General features: G+C 70.6%; 15 protein-coding genes and 2 pseudogenes. 8 read left to right on the top strand and 9 right to left on the bottom strand.

Annotation, left to right across the window (positions count from 1 at the left end; all coding sequences use genetic code 11):
- Window positions 1-76: 76 nt before the first annotated feature.
- The 3 genes from ACSQ4M_RS21455 (at window position 77) to ACSQ4M_RS21445 (ending at window position 3,433) form a co-directional block, all read left to right on the top strand.
- Window positions 77-1,264 (top strand): ABC transporter substrate-binding protein, encoded by a 1,188-nt coding sequence (locus tag ACSQ4M_RS21455; protein WP_436191443.1) that lies wholly within the window; start codon window positions 77-79, stop codon window positions 1,262-1,264.
- 67 nt (window positions 1,265-1,331) lie between these two features.
- On the top strand, window positions 1,332-2,099 hold the full coding sequence (locus ACSQ4M_RS21450) for a response regulator (RefSeq protein ID WP_436191442.1): 768 nt from the start codon (window positions 1,332-1,334) through the stop codon (window positions 2,097-2,099).
- Window positions 2,096-3,433 (top strand): ATP-binding protein, encoded by a 1,338-nt coding sequence (locus ACSQ4M_RS21445; protein ID WP_436191441.1) that lies wholly within the window; start codon window positions 2,096-2,098, stop codon window positions 3,431-3,433. The genes ACSQ4M_RS21450 and ACSQ4M_RS21445 overlap by 4 nt, the downstream gene beginning before the upstream one ends.
- Before the next feature lie 16 nt (window positions 3,434-3,449).
- Here the strand turns inward: ACSQ4M_RS21445 and ACSQ4M_RS21440 are convergent, their stop codons facing one another.
- Genes ACSQ4M_RS21440 through ACSQ4M_RS21430 form a run of 3 tightly spaced genes read right to left on the bottom strand, consistent with a single transcriptional unit; the run spans window position 3,450 to window position 7,796 of the window.
- Window positions 3,450-4,439, bottom strand: coding sequence for a siderophore ABC transporter substrate-binding protein (locus ACSQ4M_RS21440; protein WP_436191440.1), 990 nt, complete (start codon window positions 4,437-4,439; stop codon window positions 3,450-3,452).
- On the bottom strand, window positions 4,429-5,742 hold the full coding sequence (locus ACSQ4M_RS21435; RefSeq protein WP_436191439.1) for a methyltransferase regulatory domain-containing protein: 1,314 nt from the start codon (window positions 5,740-5,742) through the stop codon (window positions 4,429-4,431). Before ACSQ4M_RS21435 ends, ACSQ4M_RS21440 begins: the two co-directional genes overlap by 11 nt.
- The gene (locus ACSQ4M_RS21430; protein WP_436191438.1) at window positions 5,742-7,796 is read right to left on the bottom strand and encodes a TonB-dependent receptor domain-containing protein; all 2,055 of its coding nucleotides are present in this window, start codon (window positions 7,794-7,796) and stop codon (window positions 5,742-5,744) included. Before ACSQ4M_RS21430 ends, ACSQ4M_RS21435 begins: the two co-directional genes overlap by 1 nt.
- 237 nt (window positions 7,797-8,033) lie before the next feature.
- On the opposite strand from ACSQ4M_RS21430, the gene ACSQ4M_RS21425 reads away from it, so the two are divergent.
- Both ACSQ4M_RS21425 and ACSQ4M_RS21420 read left to right on the top strand, forming a co-directional pair.
- Window positions 8,034-8,534: a gluconokinase gene (locus tag ACSQ4M_RS21425; protein WP_436191437.1), complete on the top strand. Its 501-nt coding sequence runs from the start codon at window positions 8,034-8,036 to the stop codon at window positions 8,532-8,534.
- Between the two features lie 14 nt (window positions 8,535-8,548).
- Entirely contained in the window at window positions 8,549-9,337 is a 789-nt protein-coding gene (locus tag ACSQ4M_RS21420) for a glucose 1-dehydrogenase (RefSeq protein ID WP_436191436.1), read from the top strand.
- 8 nt (window positions 9,338-9,345) lie between these two features.
- Here the strand turns inward: ACSQ4M_RS21420 and ACSQ4M_RS21415 are convergent, their stop codons facing one another.
- The 3 genes and pseudogenes from ACSQ4M_RS21415 to ACSQ4M_RS21405 all read right to left on the bottom strand — a co-directional run.
- Window positions 9,346-11,175: a putative bifunctional diguanylate cyclase/phosphodiesterase gene (locus tag ACSQ4M_RS21415; RefSeq protein WP_436191435.1), complete on the bottom strand. Its 1,830-nt coding sequence runs from the start codon at window positions 11,173-11,175 to the stop codon at window positions 9,346-9,348.
- 72 nt (window positions 11,176-11,247) lie between these two features.
- Window positions 11,248-11,391 (bottom strand): annotated as a pseudogene (locus tag ACSQ4M_RS21410) (methyl-accepting chemotaxis protein); the annotation flags it as partial.
- Between the two features lie 54 nt (window positions 11,392-11,445).
- Window positions 11,446-11,868: pseudogene (locus ACSQ4M_RS21405) on the bottom strand (Tar ligand binding domain-containing protein); the annotation flags it as partial.
- A 236-nt stretch (window positions 11,869-12,104) separates the two neighbouring features.
- On the opposite strand from ACSQ4M_RS21405, the gene ACSQ4M_RS21400 reads away from it, so the two are divergent.
- Entirely contained in the window at window positions 12,105-12,599 is a 495-nt protein-coding gene (locus ACSQ4M_RS21400; protein WP_436191434.1) for a hypothetical protein, read from the top strand.
- Between the two features lie 802 nt (window positions 12,600-13,401).
- Window positions 13,402-14,244 (top strand): plasmid replication initiator TrfA, encoded by an 843-nt coding sequence (gene trfA, locus ACSQ4M_RS21395; protein WP_056666384.1) that lies wholly within the window; start codon window positions 13,402-13,404, stop codon window positions 14,242-14,244.
- 116 nt (window positions 14,245-14,360) lie between these two features.
- Here the strand turns inward: trfA and ACSQ4M_RS21390 are convergent, their stop codons facing one another.
- On the bottom strand, window positions 14,361-16,253 hold the full coding sequence (locus tag ACSQ4M_RS21390; protein ID WP_436191433.1) for a sigma-54-dependent Fis family transcriptional regulator: 1,893 nt from the start codon (window positions 16,251-16,253) through the stop codon (window positions 14,361-14,363).
- A gap of 134 nt (window positions 16,254-16,387) precedes the next feature.
- Here ACSQ4M_RS21390 and ACSQ4M_RS21385 point away from each other — a divergent pair, with 134 nt between their 5' ends.
- Window positions 16,388-17,653 (top strand): FCSD flavin-binding domain-containing protein, encoded by a 1,266-nt coding sequence (locus tag ACSQ4M_RS21385; RefSeq protein ID WP_436191432.1) that lies wholly within the window; start codon window positions 16,388-16,390, stop codon window positions 17,651-17,653.
- Here ACSQ4M_RS21385 and ACSQ4M_RS21380 read toward each other — a convergent pair.
- Window positions 17,647-18,588 carry a quinoprotein relay system zinc metallohydrolase 1 gene (locus ACSQ4M_RS21380; RefSeq protein ID WP_436191431.1) on the bottom strand — a complete coding sequence of 314 codons (942 nt, stop codon included), beginning with the start codon at window positions 18,586-18,588 and terminating at the stop codon, window positions 17,647-17,649. The two genes, ACSQ4M_RS21385 and ACSQ4M_RS21380, sit on opposite strands and share 7 nt — an antisense overlap.
- Window positions 18,585-19,328 carry a quinoprotein dehydrogenase-associated SoxYZ-like carrier gene (locus ACSQ4M_RS21375; RefSeq protein WP_436191430.1) on the bottom strand — a complete coding sequence of 248 codons (744 nt, stop codon included), beginning with the start codon at window positions 19,326-19,328 and terminating at the stop codon, window positions 18,585-18,587. Before ACSQ4M_RS21375 ends, ACSQ4M_RS21380 begins: the two co-directional genes overlap by 4 nt.
- Window positions 19,329-19,414: the final 86 nt, after the last annotated feature.

The raw sequence follows: 19,414 nt of genomic DNA, 5'->3' as shown, positions 1-19,414 counted from the left end.
AAATAGTCGCTTCCGACGATGCCGTCTCCGGGTGGCGGTCACTACCGTGGCCGCTCCCAACAACACCGGAGACGACATGCACCACCCCATCCAGCGCCGCGCCCTGGTGTTCGCGCTCGCCGCCGCGCCGCTGGCGGGCCGGGCCCAGGCCAAGAAGTACGGCCCCGGCACCAGCGACACCGAGATCCGCATCGGCCAGACCCTGCCCTACAGCGGCCCGGCCTCGGCCTATGCGCAGCTGGGCCGCGCCGAGGCCGCGCACTTCAAGTTCCTCAACGACAACGGCGGCATCAACGGCCGCAAGATCAACTTCCTCTCGCTGGATGACGGCTACGCACCGCCCAAGGCGGTGGAGCTCACGCGCAAGCTGGTCGAGCAGGACGAGGTGGCGCTGATCTTCGGCGTGCTGGGCACGGCCGTGAATGTGGGCACGCGCCGCTACCTGAACCAGAAGAAGGTGCCGCAGCTGTTCATCTCCGCGGGCTCCGACACCTTCGCCCAGCCGGAGCAATACCCCTGGACCATGGGCTGGCAGCCCACGCTGCGGGCCGAGGCCCGCTTCTACGCGCGCAGCATCCTCGCCGAGCGGCCGGACGCCAGGATCGGCGTGCTCTACCAGGACGACGACTTCGGCAAGGAGCTGCTGGCCGGCCTGACGGACGGCCTGGGCGACAAGGCCAAACAGATCGTCTCGGCACAGAGCTTCCAGGCCACCGACCCGACGGTGGACTCGCAGCTCATCACGATCAAGGAGAAAGGCGCGGACACGCTGATGCTGTTCGCCTACGCGCGCCATGCGGCCCAAAGCATCCGCAAGGCCGCCGACCTGCGCTGGCAGCCCGACATCTACCTGCACCTGGGCTCGGCCTCGGTCAGCGCCACGCTGGCGCCCGCGGGCCTGGACAACGCCACCAAGGTGCGCACGGCCGGGTTCATCAAGGACATCACCGACCCGCAGTGGGCGAACGACCCGGACCTGGCGCCCTTCATCGCCACGATGAAGAAGTACCAGCCCGACGCCGACCTCAACGACGCGCTGTACATCATGGGCTGGGCGATTGCGCTCACGCTGGAGCAGGTGCTGCGCCAGTGCGGCGACGACCTCACGCGCGAGAACATCATGCGCCAGGCCGCCAACCTCAAGGACTGGCGCAACCCCGCGCTGCTGCCCGGCAGCCTGATCAGCACCAGCCCGACCGATTACCGCGTGGTCGAGTACATGAAGCTGCAGCGCTTCAACGGAAAGACCTGGGCCTTCGTCTAGGAATGGTGCACAGCAGCATGACCCGTAGAATGATGAGAACCATTCTTATTGTCACGGAATCTGCACGATGTTCGACCATGCCGGCACGCCGGGAGATGCTGCGGCTGGCCAGGCGCCTGCCGAAGCCGCGGTGCGCGTGCTCGTGGTCGACGACCATGAGGACATCCGCGTGCCGCTGGCCACCTACCTGCGCCGCTGCGGCCTGCAGGTCGCCACGGCCGGCAGTGCGGCCGCCATGCACGCCCAGCTGGCGGCCAGCCCCTTCGACCTGGTCGTGCTCGACATCATGCTGCCCGACGCCAGCGGCCTGGACCTGTGCCGCGCCATCGGCGGAACGCTGGGCCTGCCAGTCATCCTGCTGACGGCGCGCGCCGCGCTGAACGACCGCGTGACCGGCCTGCAGACCGGCGCCGACGACTACGTGGTCAAGCCCTTCGAGCCCAGCGAACTGCTGGCCCGCATCCACGCCGTGCTGCGGCGCCAGGCGCGCACTGTGCTGCCGGCCCCGCGCAGCAGCGGCCTGGTCTTCGATGGCTGGACCTTCGACGTGGCGCGGCGCGAACTGCGCGACCGGGCCGGCCAGGACGTGCCGCTCAGCGAGGTGGAATTCCAGCTGCTGCTGGTGCTGGTGCAGCACGCCAACGAGGTGCTGAGCCGCGAGCGCCTGCTGGACCTCACCCAGCGCGGCGAGCAAAGCGTGTTCGACCGCAGCATCGACAAGCAGATCAGCCGGCTGCGCCAGAAGCTCGAGGCCGACCCGCGCAAGCCCGCGCTGATCAAGACCGCCTGGGGCAACGGCTACATCTTCGTCGCCAACGTCAGCGCGCGCGCATGAAGCCGTGGCCGCGCAGCATGGCGGGCCAGCTCGCCGCCCTGCTGCTGCTGGGCCTGTTGGCCACCCATGTGCTGGCCATCGTGGCGCTGCAGTACAACGCCCAGGTGCTCAACCCGGTCGCGCGCGACCGCGTGCTGGAGCGCCTGGCCATCACCTGGCGCGTGCTGCAGCTGACCGATGCCGAGGATGTGCAGGAGGTGCTGGACACGCTCAGCACGCCGAGCGGGCGCTTCTGGCTCGACGCGCAGCCGCCGGTGGCGCACGACCACCTGCCCTCGGCCGAGGAGGAGCGCATGCTGCGCGCGCTGGCGGCCAAGCTGCCCCATGTGCCTGCGGATGCGATCCGCGTGGTGCTGGACGTGCCGCCCGGCGGGGCCTTCGCGGCCTTCGAGGTCGAGCTGGGCTGGTCCATCCTGACGCTGGAATCGGCCGTGCGCCTGCCCGACGGGCGCTGGCTGCATGCGCGCCAGCTGCCGCTGGCCGGCTACCAGTGGTGGCGGTTGCTGCGCTTCTCGCTGCCCACCAGCACCCTGCCGGTGCTGGCCATCGTGCTGTTCTTCGTCTGGCGCATGCTGCGGCCGATCAAGGCGCTGGCCGATGCGGCCGAGCGCGTGAGCCGCGGCGAGCGCATCGCGCCACTGCCGCTGGTCGGCCCGCGCGAGGCGCGCGAGGTCTCGTCCGCGTTCAACCTCATGCAGGACAAGCTCACGCGCTTCATCGACCACCGCACCCAGCTGCTGGCCGCCGTGAGCCACGACTTCCGCACCCCGCTCACGGCGCTGCGGCTGCGCGCCGAACTCGTGGACGACGCCGAGCAGCGCGCGGCCATGGTGCGCACGCTGGACGAGATGCGCGTGATGGTGGAGCAGACGCTGGACTTCGCGCAGGACGATGCGGCCAGCGAGCCCACGCGCGCAGTCGACCTGCGCGAACTGCTGCAGCAGGTGGTGCAGGAACAGCACGCGCTGGGCCACGATGTGGCGTTGGAAGACGGACCCGCCCTGCCCTACCGTGCCCGGCCCGTGAGCCTCAAGCGCGCCGTGGCCAACCTCGTGGACAACGCCGTGCGCCACGGCCGGCAGGCGCGCCTGGGCCTCGCGGCCGCGGGTGGCGTGCGCATCACGGTGGACGACGCGGGCCCGGGCCTGGACCCTGGCCTGCTGGAACAGGTGTTCGAGCCCTTCTTCCAGCTGGACCCGGCCCGCAACCACCAGGGCGGCGGTGTGGGCCTGGGCCTGTCGATCGCGCGCTCCTGCGTGCGCGCCCACGGCGGCGAGGTGGCGCTGGCCAACCGGCCCGAGGGCGGGTTGCGCGCCACGGTCAGCTTGCCCTGAGACGGTGTGCGCCCGATCAGCCGGCCCGGTCGAACGCCGCGCCGATCTGCGCCACGGTCTTATCGATCACCGTGACGCCACCGCCCACGAGGTACCAGTCGGGCGCGTTCAGGTGCACCACATGCTGTTTGCGCCAGGCCGTGGTGCCGGTCACCGCGGCGTTGCCGGCCAGCAGCTGCTCGGCCACGGCCTGGCCACCGGTGGCGGCGTTGCGGTCCAGCACGAACAGCCAGTCGGGGTTGCGCTGCGCCAGCAGGCTGGCCAGCTGCGCGGCGCGCTGCTCGGCCTGGCGCTGGCGTTCGGCCTCGTCCGGTGCCGCCTGGCCGCGCGGAGCCGCCGCGGGCAGATCGACCGCGCTGACCGCCGGCGCGATGCCGACCAGTTCGTACAGGATGCCGAAGCGCGTCTGCGGCGCCTGCGCCGAGGCACCCTGCCCGGCCACGAACAGCAGCAGCCCCTTGCCGGCCTTGGCTGCGCGTGCCTGCAGGCCGGCCACGGCCGTCAGCATTTGCTCGGCACGCGCCGCCGCCTGGGCCTGGCGGTCGAACAGCCGGCCCAGCAGCAGCAGGTTGCGCGTGACGCTCACAAGGAACGACGCCGTGCTGGTCGACAGGTCGATGGTCGGCGCCACCGCGCTGAGTTCTTTGAACTTGTTCGCCGAGCGGCTGCCGCAAATGATGAGGTCGGGCTGCAGGGCCTTCAACGCAGCGTAGTCCGGCTCGAACAGCGTGCCGATCCTGGCGTAGCGTTCGGCCTCGTAGCCGGCCAGATGCGTCGGCATGCGCGCCTTGGGCACGCCCGCCACCTCCACGCCCAGCGCCTGCAGCAGGTCCAGCGCCGCGAGGTCATAGACGGCCACGCGGCGCGGCCGGGCCGGCAAGCTGGTGCTGCCGCGCGCATGTTCGGCGACCAGGGCCTGCGCCAGCGCCGCGGGTGTGAGCAGCAGCGCGCAGGCGCCGGCGATGCCGCCCAGCGCCAGGCGGCGGTGCATGTTGTCAATGTGCATGGGAATTCCTCCTGTGTTGCGCGGCGCCGGTGCGCACGGCCGTGCCGCTGTCTTCCAGAACGCGCAAGGCGATGCCCTTGCGCGCGAACCATTGCGTCAGTGCCTGACCGTTTCCGGCTGCCGCCTGGACCGGATGCACCAGCTCCTGCATCAGCAGGAGCTGCAGGATCTGCAGCAGCACCGCGGGCTGGCCGGCGAAGGCCGGCAGCCGCGCCAGTTCGGCGAATGAGGCAGGACTGGCCCCCAGCCGCTGCAGCAGCGCGCTGACGAGCGCCTGCGGCACCTCGACCGCGCCGATGGGCGTGCTGAACGCCACCGGCCCGCCGGCCGGGGCACCGGGCATGGCCTGGAACAGCGTGGCGCCCAGCTGCGCGGTGTGCGCCTCCTGCCCCAGCGGCCGGGCGCCGCGCTGGAACAGGTCCATGCGCTGGTGGCTGTTGCGCGCCATGTCCTTGAGCGTCTCGGCCAGGGCCGGGATCTGCGTCTGCCGCACCACGGCCTGCAGCTGCCCTGGGATGGACAGCGCCACGTCCAGGTTGTTGAAGACATCCGCGCTGCCCAGGTAATCCAGTCCCAGCGCGCCGACCTGCCTGTGCACATCGACGCCATGCTGGGGCTGCCAGTGGTCGGTCAGGAACTCGTGGGCCAGATGCCTCGGGTCCTTGGTTTCCAGCACCGACAGGTGCCGCAGCACGCCGGGCCGGTCCGCGAACATGCCGCGCTCGGCCAGCTGGCGCAGCAGCTTCAGGCCCATCTGCAGCTGCCGGGCCGAGTCGCCCGGCACATGCGGCGCGAACAGGTTCAGCACCTGCTGCAGCTCCTGCAGGTCGGTGGAGCCCGGGTGGCACATGTAGTGCAGGTAGAACAGGCCGCCGGGCGCCAGCTGCGCCTGCACGCAGGCCAGCAGGCCGGCGCGGTGCTGCGGCGCGATCCAGGACCACACGCCGTGCGTGGCCAGGAAGTCGAAGGGCACGGGCCGGCTGGCCGCGAACTCGGTGAAGCCGCTATGGACGAACGTGACGTTCGCCAGGCCCGCCGCCTGCGCTGCCTCGCGCGCGATGCGCAGGTGCCGTTCGTTGGCATCCACGCCGACGAACGCGGCCTGCGGATGGCAGGCCGCCGCCACCAGCAGGTTGATGCCCACGCCGCAGCCCAGCTCGCCATAGCGGAAGGGCCGCGCCACATCGGGCGCGCCGAACCCCAGCAGGCGCGCCACGCAGGCCAGCCACACCGGCTGCATCTCCTTGTAGAAGAAGGCCGGGTAGTCGACGTCGGTGGTGTAGCCGTCGGCGCGCTGCGCCATCAGAAGCGCACGTTGAGGGCGACGCTGTAGCGCCGGCCGTCCAGCACGTAGGCGAAGCCGTCCTCAGGCGTCACGGTCTTGTTGGTCAGGTTGTAGACGCCGAAGCGCAGCTTCACGTCCTTGGTGACGTCATACACCGCGCCCAGGTCCAGGAAGGTGTAGGCCGGGTAGCGCACGTCGTTGGTGGCCGAGCCGCTGGCATTGGTGGTCCGGCCCGAGGTCTTGCCGCGGTAGTTCAGCTGCGTCCACAGGTTCCACTGGGCGGCAGCGCGCCAGTCCAGCGAGACGTTGAACATGTGCTCGGGGATGTCGTTGAGCGGCTTGCCGGCGTTGGTGCCCGAGGTCTGCTCCGACTCGGCATAGGTGTAGCTGTGGCGCCAGGTCAGGTCGCGGTTGATCTTCCAGTCCAGCGTCCATTCCACGCCCTGCAGCTCGGCCGAGTCCACGTTGGTCATCGTGGTGTAGCCGAACTGGTGGGCCGGATAGGTCACGCCACCCCATTCGCAGACCACGTTCTGCGCGCAGATGCGGCCGGTGCGCAGCAGCTTGTCCTTGAACCGGCTCTTGTAGGCCGTGAGACTGCCCGACACGCCGGTCTGCCGGTTGCCGTAGTTCAGGCCGATCTCGAAGTTGCGCGTGGTCTCGGGCTTGAGGTTGGGGTTGCCGATGATCACGCCGCCCATGGAGGTGCTGCCGAAGTCGGTGGCGGCCGAGCGCAGGCTGGGCGTCTTGTAGCCCGTGGTCATGCCGCCCTTGAGCGCCAGCAGGGGCGTCAGGTTGTAGACCGAATAGACCTTGGGGCTGAACTTGCCGCCGTAGGTGTCGCTGTGGTCGTAGCGGCCCGACAGCAGCAGGGCCAGGTCGTCGGTCAGCTGCCAGTTGTCCTCCACGAACACGGCCTTCTGCTTGCGCTCCATGGTCACCACGTCGGTGGGCACCACGATGCCAGGCAGGTTCAGGCCGTTGGTCGAACCGTCCTGCAGTTTTTCGTTCTTGAGGTTCAGGCCGGCTGTGACCGTGTGCCTGCCCAGGAAGAAGGTGGCCTGGGTGTTGGCGGTCAGGGTGTCGAAATCGATGCCGTTGCCCGTGGTGGCGTTGACGCGCGTCGGGTTCTCCGAGGTGTCGTAGTTGATGTAGCTCTCCCACAGCATGTCCTGGTAGCGGCCCTCGTGGGTGACGAAGAAGTTGTCGCGCACGGACTTGCTGTAGCTGGCCTCGTCGTCCGCGGCCAGGCTCTTGCCGGGGTGGTGCCAGCGTTCCTGCGTGCTGCGCCCGCCGCCCAGCGTGAAGGTGTTGCGCGCATCGAGCCTGAAGCCGAGCTTGGCGCCCAGGTTCCCGCGCTTGAATCTGGGGTCGGCCGCGGCGCTGTCGCTGCCGCCCACGAAGTCGGCTTCCTTCTGGTTGCGCAGAGCGCCGGTCAGTTGCAGCGACAGCACGTCCTGCTTGATCGGCACGTTCAGCGCCAGGCTGGTCTGCCAGCCGGCGTTGGTCACGTCGTTGCCGGCGCCCGGGTGGATGTACTCGGTGGTCACGCTGCCGCCGAGCCGGTTGTCCACCTTCTTGGTGATGATGTTGACGACCCCGCCGATGGCGTCCGAGCCGTACAGCGAGGAGGCCGGGCCGCGCACCACCTCGATGCGCTCGATCGCGTCCAGCGGCGGCAGGAAGTTGATCGGCGTGCCGGCCTGCGCGCCGTTCAGGCCGAAGGCCTGGTTGTCCTGCTGCGGGCGGCCGTCCACGAGGAACAGCGTGTAGTCCGCGCCCATGCCGCGGATCATCACGGACTGCTCCACGCCGCCGCCCTGGATGTGCACGCCCGGGATGTTCTTGAGCACGTCGGTCACATCGGTGTAGGACTTCTTGGCGATCTCGGCCGCGGTGATGACGCTGATGGAGGCCGGCGCATCCTTGACGCTCTGCTCGTAGCCGCCGGCCGTCACGGTGATGGCGTCGAGCTGCCCGGCGTTCTCGGCGGTCTGGGCCGCGGCATGGTGGGCCAGCAGCATGCCGGCGGCCACGGCGGTCGCCGTGAGCGGAAAACGAAACGTGGACATGGATCCTCCAGATCGAACAACAAGAGCAGCCGGCAGCCGGGCATGGCTGCGCCCAGGTGGGCCTGCGGCCCGCCTGCACAATCGGCGTAGTAGGCGGATGGGCAGGCGCCTGGCGCACTGCGCTGGCGGGGTCTCCCGCCACATCCAATTGAGAATGATACGCATCGGCATGCTGCAAACTTTGTCAACTTGTGACGGCAGAACACGGCACGTGATGCGAAGCGACAGGAGACCGGGATGGCCATGAAGCTGGTGGTGATGGGGGTGTCGGGTTGCGGCAAGTCCTCGCTGGGCGCCGCACTGGCGCAGACGCTGGGCGGGGCGTTGATCGAGGGCGACGACCACCACCCGCCGGCCAACCGGGCCAAGATGGCGCAGGGCATCGCGCTGACCGACGAGGACCGCTGGCCCTGGCTGGAACAGCTCGGCCAGCGCGTGCGCGACGACAACGCGGCCAGCGTGGTGCTGACCTGCTCGGCCTTGAAGCGCCGCTACCGCGACCTGCTGCGCAGCCATGTGCCCGGCCTGCAGTTCGTCTTCGTCGACATCAGCCAGGCCGAGGCCCAGGCGCGCGTGGGTGCGCGCCAGGGCCACTTCTTTCCGGCCCAGCTGGTGGCCAACCAGTTTGCGGCACTGGAGTCGCCGGTCGGCGAGCCCGGCGTGGTCCGCGTCGATGCGCTGCTGCCGCTAGAGGCCCAGCGCGACGCCGTGCTGCAGCAGCTTGCGCCCAACCCCTGAAGGAGATGCACCCCATGGCCCACGGCCCCGCCCGCCCCGCACTTGCGCAGTTCGACCTCACGGGCCGCCTGGCCCTCGTCACCGGTTCCAGCACCGGCATCGGCCTGGCGCTGGCACGCGGCCTGGCCGGCGCCGGTGCGCGCGTGGTGCTCAATGCGCGCAACGCCGACAAGCTCGAGCGGGCGGCGCAGGTGCTGCGGCACGCGGGCCTGGAGGTGCTGACGGCCGCGTTCGACGTGACCGCGGGCGAGGCCGTGCGCGCCGCCGTCGACCGCATCGAGGCCGAGCACGGCGCCATCGACATCCTCGTCAACAACGCCGGCATGCAACGCCGCGGCCCGCTCGACCAGTTCGAGCAGGCGCACTGGCACGAGATCATGAAGACCAACGTGGACAGCGTGTTCCTGGTCGGCCAGGCCGTGGCGCGCCACATGATCGCGCGCGGGCGCGGCAAGATCGTCAACGTCTGCTCGGTGCAGAGCGAGCTGGGCCGCCCGGGCATCGCGCCCTACACCGCCAGCAAGGGCGCCGTGAAGATGCTCACCAAGGGCATGGCCATCGACTGGGGCCGCCACGGCATCCAGGTCAACGGCCTGGGGCCGGGCTACTTCAGGACCGAACTGAACCAGGCGCTGGTGGACGATGCCGCGTTCTCCGACTGGCTGGTCGGCCGCACGCCCTCCAGGCGCTGGGGCGAACTCGAGGACCTGACGGGCGCGGCGATCTTCCTGGCCAGCGATGCCTCACGCTTCGTCAACGGACACATCCTGTACGTGGACGGCGGCGTGACGGCCCAGCTCTGAGAGCCTGCTCACTGCTCCAGCGCGGCGTGCAAGGGTGTGGCCAGGCCGTCCGGCGACTGCAGCGCCCCTGGCGCCACGCCGGCGCTGCGCACCGCGTCGTGCAGCGGCTGCGGCGCGGCGAACAGGTAGCCTTGGTAGCCATGGCAGCCGATCCGGCGCAGGAACGCGAACTGCCCCTCGGTCTCCACGCCCTCGGCCACCACGCGCAGCCGCAGGCTGCGGGCCAGCGAGACGATGGTGCGCGCAATCGCCGCATCGTCCGGATCTGTGGTGATCTCGGCGACGAAGGACTTGTCGATCTTGAGCTGGTCCAGCGGCAGGCGCTTGAGGTAGCTCAGCGAGGAGTAGCCCGTGCCGAAATCGTCCAGCGCGAAGCGCACGCCGAGCCGGCGCAGCGCCGCCATGCGGGCGATGGTCTCGTCCAGGTCGGCGTGCAGCATGCTCTCGGTCAGCTCCAGCCGCAGCCGGTGCGGGTCGGCGCCGCTGCAGGCCAGCGCGCGCTGCACGCTGGGCACGAAGCCGCCATCGCGGAACTGGCGCGCGCTCACGTTGACGGCCAGCGTCCAGCCGCGCGTGGCCGGGCTCTGCGCCCAGCGCGCCAGCTGCGCGCAGGCCTGGTCCAGCACCCACTGGCCGATCGGCAGGATCAGGCCGGACTGCTCGGCCAGCGGAATGAAGTCGGCCGGCGACACCAGGCCGCGCACCGGATGCACCCAGCGCAACAGCGCCTCGAAGCCGCCGACCTGCCGATCGGCCTGCACGATGGGCTGGAAGTACAGGCGCAGCTCGCCGCGGGCCTGGGCCTGGCGCAGGTCGGCCAGCAGGCCGGCGCGGGCATTCACGTCGGCCTGCAGCGCTGGATCGAAGAAGCAGACCTGGTTGCCGCCTGCGCCCTTGGCCTTGTAGAGCGCCATGTCGGCCTGGCTGAGCACCTGGTCCACGCTCTCGTCGCGCCCTTGCAGCAGCACCACGCCCGCGCTCAGCGCGGCGTGCACGCGCTCGCCGTCCAGGAAGTAGGGCTGCTCCAGGATGCGGCGCAGCTTCTCGCCCAGGTCGGCCGCGCGCAGGGTGGCAGCGGACAGGTCGGCGCCGAGATCGCCCAGCAGCAGCACGAACTCGTCGCCACCGAGCCGCGCCACGGTGTCGCTGCGGCGGATGCAGGACTGCAGGCGCTGCGCCACCAGGCGCAGCAGAGCGTCGCCCTGGCCGTGGCCCAGCGTATCGTTGATCTCCTTGAAGTTGTCCAGGTCGATCAGCACCAGCGCGCCGGGCAGGCCGTGGCGGCGCGTCCGGCCCAGCAGTTGCTCCAGCCGGTCGTGCATGAGGCGCCGGTTGGGCAGGCCCGTGAGGGTGTCGAAGAAGGCCATGCGCTGAGCCTCCTCCTCGGCCCGCTTGCGCTGGGTGATGTCGGTGCGGATGGCGATGTACTGCTCGGGCCGGCCGTCGGCGTCCAGGAACGGCACGATGGTGGTGGCCACCCAGTACAGCGCGCCATCCTTGGCCCGGTTGCAGATCTCGCCATGCCAGACCTGGCCGCCGGCGATGCAGTGCCACATCTCGGCGAAGAAGCTCTGGGGATGCCTGCCTGAGCAGATGACGCGGTGCGTGCTGCCCACGAGCTCCTCCCGCGCGTAGCCCGAGATGGCGCAGAACTTGTCGTTGACGCGCAGGATCACGCCGCGCGCGTCCGTCACGGCCACGATGGCATGCGCGTCCAGCGCGGCATTGAGTTCACTGACCTCGCGCATGCAATCGCGCAGCTGGCGCTGCATGCTGCGCGCAGCGGCGATCGACAGGATGCCTTGTTCCCCCTGGGCCTCGGGATGCCGTTGCACCATCGGTCAGCGTGCGGCGTGGAGCGCGGGCACGGCCGCACCGGTGCGGAACACCGAGACCGTCTGAACCAGGCCGCCCGCGCGCGCAGCCTCCGCGGCGGCGTTGAGCGCCAGGATCTTGGTCTGGAACGCGATGCCGTCGATGACCGAGATGATCTCGGCCATCCGGCGCGCGCCCTCTTCGATGCCCTGCATGGTGCTGACCACCCGCCCCACGACCAGCGCGAACGGCACGCCGCCCGCCAGCAGGGACAGCGTGGCGGTGCGCACCGCCTCGTAGCGGCTGGCCAGCAAGGCCTCTTCCATCGGCAGCAGGCCTTGGGCCCGGAAGCGTGCGCGCGCGGCCTCGAAGGCCTTGGCCATCTCGGACTCCCCGGCGGTCATGGCCGAGGCCCTGTAGCGCTTCCAGTGCCTGTCGATCTCGCGCGTGTTGGCCTCCATGCTCTGCAGCCGCGCGCGCGTGGCGTCGGTGCGCTGGTCGACCAGTGCGCCGGTGGCTTCCATGCGATTGCGCAGCGTCAGCCGCTGGACCTCGGCCAGCGCGTGCAGCGGCTCCATGCGGTCGTGAAAGACGGTTTCGAAGGCCGCATTGGTGCGGCCCATGCCCAGCAGGCCAATGGCGCCGATGCCCCCCATCAGTACCACCAGGATGCCGATCGGAAGAGCCAGGCGCGAGGAGATCTTGAGTTTGTTCATGTGTGCTGTGTTGTTACAAACCGGAGGAAAGCCCGCGTGCCTGCATTCGTTGCCCAGGACGCCACAAAGTACGGCACACGGGGTAAAAAGCGGACCTGCATTCTTCTACGCAGCACCCGTCACCGGGAACTTCCGTCAGATCATGCGTTGCAATCAACACAATGGTCTTGACCCTGGTCAAACTTGATACCGGTCATGTGCGCGCGGAGGCTGCAGCCGGGCCGGACAATGCCGCGATGAACGACGAAGCACTTTCTTCCGCGGCCGACGGCCCAGTCCAGCAAGCCCGTCTGTGGCGTGACGAGCGCTGGACCGCCGAGGTCATCAAGAACGAGGACGACGACGGCTGGGCCGTGTCCATGACCTTGCGCGGCGAGGCCGAACCGGCCCTGGTCGGCCCCTGGACCATGGGCCGCGACAAGAAGAATCCCAAGCCGCTGGACGCTGCGGCCTTCCACACGCTGGTGAAGACCGCGGCCGAGGTGCTGCGCCGGCACGAGCAGCAACTGCATGCGCGGCTGCACAAGGAGGTGAGCGTGGGCGCGGGCTCCGAGCGCATCCGCGTGGCCCTGACCATCGTGCCGGACGAGGAGTACCCCTATGCGGTGCTGACGGCGCAGGACGAATCGGGCGAGACCCTGGGCCAGGCCCGCGTGGCGGCCGATTTCAAGCTCAGCGCGGACAGGGCCGCGGCCTGGATCGACAGCGGCTACGCCGAGCGGGTGCGCTGAACCGGCCCAGGAGCACCGTGGGCGACGGCTGTCTCAAACCACGAATCACCGCATGCCCCGGTACGGCAGCCGATCCTCGTGGTTTGACGCACGCTGTCGCAGAGCGCCTCTCGTGGCATGAAGCACGCCTGGGGCAGCAAGCTGCTCGTGGTTTGAGGCATGGTCGCTGTGCCTGCCATTCGGGGTTTGAATCACGCCACGGCGCGAACCGTCCTTCGGCAGATGAATCAGTGCGTGTCGTGGGATGAGGCTGGCCCCATCGCGGGATGAAGCGGCCGCACTCGTCGGATGAGGCGCAGCAACTCGGCGAATGAATCGGACGGCTTTCGAAATTTCCTATTCCAATCAATAACTTGCACAAGTATTGACGCCCCACTAATCACTCTTTAATCGGTCTTTAATCCTTTCTTTTGAATCAAATTCTTAATCTGCAAACGCAGCCGCCGTCGATTTCGGCTTGCCGGAATCGATGGCGGAAGGGGTCCGGGGCTGGCCCCGGGTGGTTTCCGGCGCGTGGGCCTGCGCGATCGGGTGCGCAAGAAACGGTGTCAAACCACGAATAGCGCATGTCGTCGAACCGGTGTCAAACCACGACAGGCAGCTGTGCTTCAAACCACGATCCAGCCCGCCTGTCGCCCCGGTTCGCCACAAGCCTGCCTCAACCGACGACAGATCGGGCTTCCAGACGGTCCGCAAGTGGACTGGACGGCACCGCGGGCTGTCTCAAGACACGAACAGCTTGAGTCAAACCACGAGACTCCTGCCTCAAGCGACGACAGGCGGCTGCTATCGTCGCGGCCCGATGACCGACCTCGCCACCCTTCCCAAGTCCAAACGCAAGTCCCACGGCATGCTCCTCGCCGGACCGACCCAACTGCCGCTGTGGGGCGAACGCGTGCGTGGCGCGCCCAATGCACTTGCCCGCTCGGCCCTGTTCACCTGTGCAGACAAGCGCAAGCCACGCCGCAGCTTCGACCGCCAGGTCATCGTCTCGGTGGCCGGTCAGGAGATCCGCTACACCGGCAAGGAACTGCGCCAGGACGACCTCACCGTGTGGCTGCAGGTCGTCCACCTGGCCCGCATGCAGCCCATCGGCGACCAGGTGGAGGTCTCGGCCAGTTCGCTGGGCGTGGCCATCGGTTGGGGCAACAGCGGCGACACCTACAAGCGCCTGCGCGACTCCATCGCCCGCATGCGCGAAGGCTCGGTCTGGGTCGACAAGCCCAACGGCAAAGGCTTCTCGGGCAACCTGATCATGCGGCTGGAGTGGTCCGATGCGGGCTCCAAGTCGCGCGAGAAGTGGCGGCTCTACCTCGACCCCAACATCCTGGAGCTGTTCCAGCCCGATGCCTTCACCCTGCTCAATGGCGAGGAACGCCTGGGCTTGACGCCGCTGGCACAGTGGATCTACGGCTTCTTCAGCACCCACGAGACGCCGTTCCCCTACAAGGTCGAGACCCTGTTCGGCCTCAGCGGATCGACCGCCACCTGCCTGTCGGGTTTTCGCCGCAACCTGCTGGAGGCACTGGACGTGCTCAAGGAGCGCCGGCTGATCTCCGACTTCATCTACGACACCAAGACCAAGACCGTGCATGTGCTGCGCCGCCCGCACATGCCCGTGGTCGAGGGCCCGCTCGCAGCCTGAGAACGTCTGCCTCAAACCACGAGGCAGCATTCGTGGTTTGAGGCAGCGCCCTGGGCCATGGCCCTGCGGCCCCGCGCGTCGTCGGGGTTTGAAGCAGACCCCGTGTTCCGCCCTTGCTAAGGCTGCCGCCGCGCCAGGTGCCGGTACACCGTGCTGCGGTGCACGCCGAGCAGACGCGCGGCCTGTGCCACATCGTTGCCACTGGCCTCCAGCGCCTGCGCGATCGCCGACCGGGTGGCATCGCGCAGGGACTCCGTCACTGCAACGGGACGGTCGACCGCTTCGGCAGGCAGCGCCGGCGCTGCAGAGGCCGGCATGGCTTCGCGCAGGGAAGCCGGCAATTCGTCCAGGCCCACCTGGTCGCCCTCCTCCGCCAGCGCGATCAGCGACTTCAGCACGCTGCGCAGTTCCCGCACATTGCCGGGCCAGCTGTGCGCGGCGAGCCGGTCCAGCACCTCTTCGCGCAGCCGCAGGCGGCGTTGCAGGCCACCGAGTTCGTCGAACAGCCGTGCGATGAGCGCGCGCCGGTCGGCCCGCTCGCGCAGCGCCGGCACACTGGCCGTGAAGCCGGCCAGCCGGTACATCAGGTCGGCCCGGAAGCGGCCGGCCTGCACCATGGCCGCAAGGCTCTGGTGCGTGGCGCAGACCAGGTCGAAATCCACCGCCACGGGCCGCCCGCCGCCGAGCGGCACCACCACGCGGTTCTCCAGCACGCGCAGCAGCCGGCTCTGCAGGCCGATCGGCATCTCGCCGATCTCGTCCAGGAACAGGATGCCGCCGTCGGCCTCGCGCACCCGGCCCGGGCTGCCGCGCTTGCGCGCGCCGGTGAAGGCGCCGTCCTCGTAACCGAACAGTTCGGCCTCGATCAGGTTCTCGGGCAGCGAGGCACAGTCCAGCGCCACGAACGGGCCGGCGCTGCGCCGGCTGGCCGCATGCAGGCGGCGCGCGAACACGTCCTTGCCGCTGCCGGTCTCGCCGGTCACGAGCACGGGCACGCCCTGGTCGAGCACACGCGCAGCCTTGGCCAGCAGCGGCGCCACGGGGTCGGCATCGGGGCCGACGTCCTGCGCTTCGCTGGCGCGGCGGCGCGGTGCCGCATGCAGCGCCGCGCCCAGGCGCTCGACCACCCCCGCGATCTGGCGGCCGCCGGGCAGGGTCAGCAGGCCGCGCTGGTGCTCCAGCCGGCCCCAGTCGCGGCCCAGCAGGCCGCGGATGTCGCGGTCCAGCAGGCCGGCCCAGTCGCTCTCGAACAGCTCCAGCGCGAGCCGGTTGGCAGCGACGACGCGGCCATCGGTGATGACCAGCATGGCCTCGCGCTGCGTGCCGATCAGGCTGGGCCGGGCATGGAAGCGCAGCACGTGGCCCTGGGCGCCGGCCAGCAGCATGCGGTGCTCGACCTGCTGGGCCGACATGCGCACCAGGCCCAGCGCATGCTGGTTCACGCGCTGCGTGTCGCCCGAGATGTCCAGCAGGCCGGCCACCCCGCCGCGGCCGTCCAGGATGGGCGCGGCGGCGCAGCCGAGCTGGGCATAGGGCGCCAGGTAGTGCTCGCCGCCCAGCACCATCACGGCATGGCGCTCGACCAGGGCCGTGCCGATGGCATTGGTGCCGCGCACGCCTTCGGACCACTCCACACCCGGCTTGAGCGCGATGCGTTCGGCCTTGGGCAGGAAATCCGGGCTGCCGATCTCGTGCAGGATCAGCCCGCTCGCATCGGTCAGGATCACCACGCAGCCGTTGCCGGCGGCGTGCTCGGCCAGGCCGTCCAGCTCGGGCTGGGCGCAGGCCAGGAGGCGCAGCGACTGCTCGCGCCGCTCGTCGAGTTCACCCTGGGTGATCGGCTCGAGCTCTTGGTGCTGCCAGGGCAGGTGCCGGCTGCGCTGCCAGGAACGCGCGATGGGCTCGGCGACGCCGGTGGCCTCGCGGCCCTGGCGGAAGAACAGTTCGCGGGCCAGGGCGATCGGATCGCACCCGTCGAGCGGGTGGGCCGGGGCGGGTGCGTCCGTCATGGCGTGTCTCCGTTGTGCAAGGTCCGGGCTGGCATCGTAGCGGGCGGCGTCCTGGCCGGTTTGTCGCAAGTTGCGAATTTTCCTGTCGCTTTCCCCGGGTCGCGCTGCGGCGGCGCCGCGGCTAGGCTGGCGCCATGGCGGTGGATCTTCAGCGTCGGCGCGCCCTGCGCCAGGCAGCCGCGCTGTGCAGCGCCGGGCCGGCCTTCAGTGCGGGCGCGTCGGCCAGCGCGCGTGTGGTCGTGGTCGGCGGCGGCTTTGCCGGGGCCAGCTGCGCCGGCGCACTCAAGCGGCTGTGGCCGCGGCTGCAGGTGCTGCTGTTCGAGCCGCGGCGCCGCTTCGTGGCAGGGCCGATGGCCAACGCCATGCTCGCCGGCCTGCGCGATCCGGCGGCGGTGTCCGCCACGCCGGCCGGGCTCGCCGCGCTGGGCGTGGACTGGCGCGCCGAGGCCGTCGCCGAGCTCGACCCCGTGCGCTTGCGCGTGCGCGACGGCGCGGGCCGTTGGCATGCGGCCGACCGGCTGGTGCTGGCGCCCGGCATCGACCTGGTGTGGGACGGCATCGCGGGCCTGGACGCGGGCAACAGCGCGCGGATGCCGCACGGCTGGCTCGGCGACGCATCGATGCGGGCCCTGCGCCAGCGCTTCGCGGCGCTGCGCGACGGCGCGACCGTGCTGATCGGGGTGCCGGCCCATCCCTACCGCTGCCCGCCCGGGCCCTACGAGCGCGCCAGCCTGTTCGCCTGGGCGCTGCGGGGGCGGCGTGCCAAGCTGCTCGTCGCCGACGCCAAGGACGACTTCAGCCTGCGCCCGCTGTTCCAGCGCGCCTGGGCGCGGCTGCCCGGCAGTGTGGAATGGTGGCCGCGCGCCCAGGGTGGCGAGGTCGTGGCGGTGGACACGGCGCGCGGCGAGGTCCGCCTGGCCGGCGGCGAGCGCGTGCGGCCCGACCTGGCCTGCATCATCCCGGCGCAGCAGGCCGCTGCGCTGTGCCACGCGGCCGACCTGGTGGACGAGACCGGCTGGTGTCCGGTGCAGGCCGACAGTTTCGCCTCGCTGCGCCACGCGGGCGTGCACGTGCTGGGCGATGCCGCCGCGGCCTACCCCTTGCCCAAGTCGGCCATGGCGGCCCACGGCGCAGCGCTGGCCTGTGCCGCGGCCATCTGCGCAGCGCTGCGTGGAGAGGCGGCGCCGCCGCCCCCTCAGCTGCAGAGCCAGTGCTACAGCCTGCTGGCGCCCGAGGAGGCCATCGCACTGCACGGCGACTACGCCGCGCTGGCCGGCCGCATGTCGGCGCTGCGGCAACGCATCGCCGACGATGGCGACGCCGCGCAGCGGGCCCGGGAGGCACGCGCGGCCCAGGCCTGGTGGCGCGCCCTTCTGCGCGACAGCTTCGCGGGTCAGTGACCCAGCCTGGGCAGGCTGCCGGCCTCCACCGCCGGGTACAGGTGCATCACGGTGCGTTGCCACTCGGCCTGCAGCACCGCGAGCCGGCGCAGCCGCTCGGGCGCCTGCAAGCGCATCGCCTCGTTCATGTCCAGCCCCTGGGCTGCCGCCTCGCGCAGCGTGCGTTGCACCCAGAGCAGGTAGTCGCGGGTCTGGGCGATGGCCTCGGGGCCGCGCACCACCGGCCCGTGGCCCGGCACCAGCACGCGCACGGGCAGCCGCGCGAGCCGGTCCAGCGCGTCCAGCCAGGCCGGCAGGTCGGCGTCGGGCGTGGTCGGTGCACGCTCGAAGAACACCAGGTCGCCCGCGAACAGGGTGCCCGTGGCCTCGTCGAAGACTGCGAGATCGGCGCCGCTGTGGCCCTGCAGCGCGATCAGCTGCAGCCGGCGGCCGCCGAACGCCACTGCATCGGGCGTGGGCATGGCCAGCGCGCCGGGCGCCTGCACCGCAGTGCCGGCCATGGCGCTGCCCACGAGCAGATACAGGTTCTGGGCCAGCTGGTCGCCGCCCTGCGCGATGCGCTCGGCCGTGGCCGGCAGGGCCTGGACCGGCACGTCGGCATAGGCCTGGTTGCCCAGGAAATGGTCGGGGTGGGCGTGCGTGATGTAGACCTGCACTGCGTCGCGGCCGGTCGCCGCCCGCACCGCCGCGCGTTGCGCCTGGCCATAGCGCAGCGAGGCCCCGGTGTCGATGACCACGGCACCGGCCGGCGTGGCGATGAAGCCGGTGTTGGCGATGTCGCCGCCATTGGCGCGGCTGAAGTGCTCGCGCGCACCTTCGAGCACGTAGACACCATCGGCCACGCGCTGCGGCTGGGGAAAGTCGCGTGCGAACGCCGCGGTGCCGAGCAGCAGGAGCACCAGCCACACGGGGCGGATCTGCCGGATCCGCCTCATGGCACGACCTGCGCTGCGATCCGGTTGCCCTGCGTGTCGCGCCCTTCGATGCGCACGGGACCGCGGTACTGCAGGTCCACGCTCAGCATGGGGTTCTCGGCCACGGGCTCGTGCAGTTGCAGCCGCACGAGCTCCTGCCCCGCGGCATCGCGCAGCGCGAGCTGGTCCACATGGAACACCGGGATACCGCCGGCCAGGCCCGTGTCCATCGGGTGCACCACGCGCAGGCGCAAGCGGCTCGCGCCGGCGGGCCGCGGCCACAGCCGCGCCGAGACTTCGCCCAGCCGCTCCTGCCAGGCCGCATTGCCGCTGCCCTGGCTGGGCATGGTGCAGCCACCGCCCGCGGCCGCCACCCAGGCACCGCCCACGTGCCAGGTGCCGCCCCGCGTGCGCACCGCCGCACGCACCGGCGTCGACTGCTCGACCTTGATGCGCAGGGCCAGCGCCCCACCCGCCCGGCCGGGCCAATAGTCCAGCACCTGCGGGATCGGGTTCAGGTCGGCGAACACGCGCACCTGGTCCACGTCCGCCAGACCGTCGAAACGCACCTCCACAGGCACGGCCATCGGGTCTTCTGCACTGTGCGGCATGGCCACCTGCACGCGCGCATCGAACACCACGGCCGCGCTGCCGAGCATGCGCTGGCGCATGCCGTTCCACAGCGGCGAGCGCAGCGGGTCGTCGGCGCCTTGCGCGGACAAGGCCAGGAACAGCGTGCACAGCAGCAGGAGGATTCGCATCGGCGCCTTTCTCGGTTGCGCGGCATCGTAGAAGCGCACAGCCCTGGCGGCGTGTCGCAAAGCGCGAATCTTCTCGGCGCTTTCCC

Source organism: Pseudorhodoferax sp. LjRoot39 (genome assembly GCF_964253035.1).
Lineage (GTDB): Bacteria > Pseudomonadota > Gammaproteobacteria > Burkholderiales > Burkholderiaceae_C > Pseudorhodoferax.
This window is presented reverse-complemented; position numbering and strand designations above follow the sequence as displayed.

Coding starts and splice junctions, on each gene's coding strand:
- ACSQ4M_RS21435 (WP_436191439.1), bottom strand. CDS start 5,742: ATGGCGCAGCGCGCCGACGGCTACACCACCGACGTCGACTACCCGGCC.
- ACSQ4M_RS21425 (WP_436191437.1), top strand. CDS start 8,034: ATGGCCATGAAGCTGGTGGTGATGGGGGTGTCGGGTTGCGGCAAGTCC.
- ACSQ4M_RS21430 (WP_436191438.1), bottom strand. CDS start 7,796: ATGTCCACGTTTCGTTTTCCGCTCACGGCGACCGCCGTGGCCGCCGGC.
- ACSQ4M_RS21380 (WP_436191431.1), bottom strand. CDS start 18,588: ATGAGGCGGATCCGGCAGATCCGCCCCGTGTGGCTGGTGCTCCTGCTG.
- ACSQ4M_RS21420 (WP_436191436.1), top strand. CDS start 8,549: ATGGCCCACGGCCCCGCCCGCCCCGCACTTGCGCAGTTCGACCTCACG.
- ACSQ4M_RS21415 (WP_436191435.1), bottom strand. CDS start 11,175: ATGGTGCAACGGCATCCCGAGGCCCAGGGGGAACAAGGCATCCTGTCG.
- ACSQ4M_RS21445 (WP_436191441.1), top strand. CDS start 2,096: ATGAAGCCGTGGCCGCGCAGCATGGCGGGCCAGCTCGCCGCCCTGCTG.
- ACSQ4M_RS21450 (WP_436191442.1), top strand. CDS start 1,332: ATGTTCGACCATGCCGGCACGCCGGGAGATGCTGCGGCTGGCCAGGCG.
- ACSQ4M_RS21440 (WP_436191440.1), bottom strand. CDS start 4,439: ATGCACATTGACAACATGCACCGCCGCCTGGCGCTGGGCGGCATCGCC.
- ACSQ4M_RS21385 (WP_436191432.1), top strand. CDS start 16,388: ATGGCGGTGGATCTTCAGCGTCGGCGCGCCCTGCGCCAGGCAGCCGCG.
- ACSQ4M_RS21375 (WP_436191430.1), bottom strand. CDS start 19,328: ATGCGAATCCTCCTGCTGCTGTGCACGCTGTTCCTGGCCTTGTCCGCG.
- trfA (WP_056666384.1), top strand. CDS start 13,402: ATGACCGACCTCGCCACCCTTCCCAAGTCCAAACGCAAGTCCCACGGC.
- ACSQ4M_RS21400 (WP_436191434.1), top strand. CDS start 12,105: ATGAACGACGAAGCACTTTCTTCCGCGGCCGACGGCCCAGTCCAGCAA.
- ACSQ4M_RS21455 (WP_436191443.1), top strand. CDS start 77: ATGCACCACCCCATCCAGCGCCGCGCCCTGGTGTTCGCGCTCGCCGCC.
- ACSQ4M_RS21390 (WP_436191433.1), bottom strand. CDS start 16,253: ATGACGGACGCACCCGCCCCGGCCCACCCGCTCGACGGGTGCGATCCG.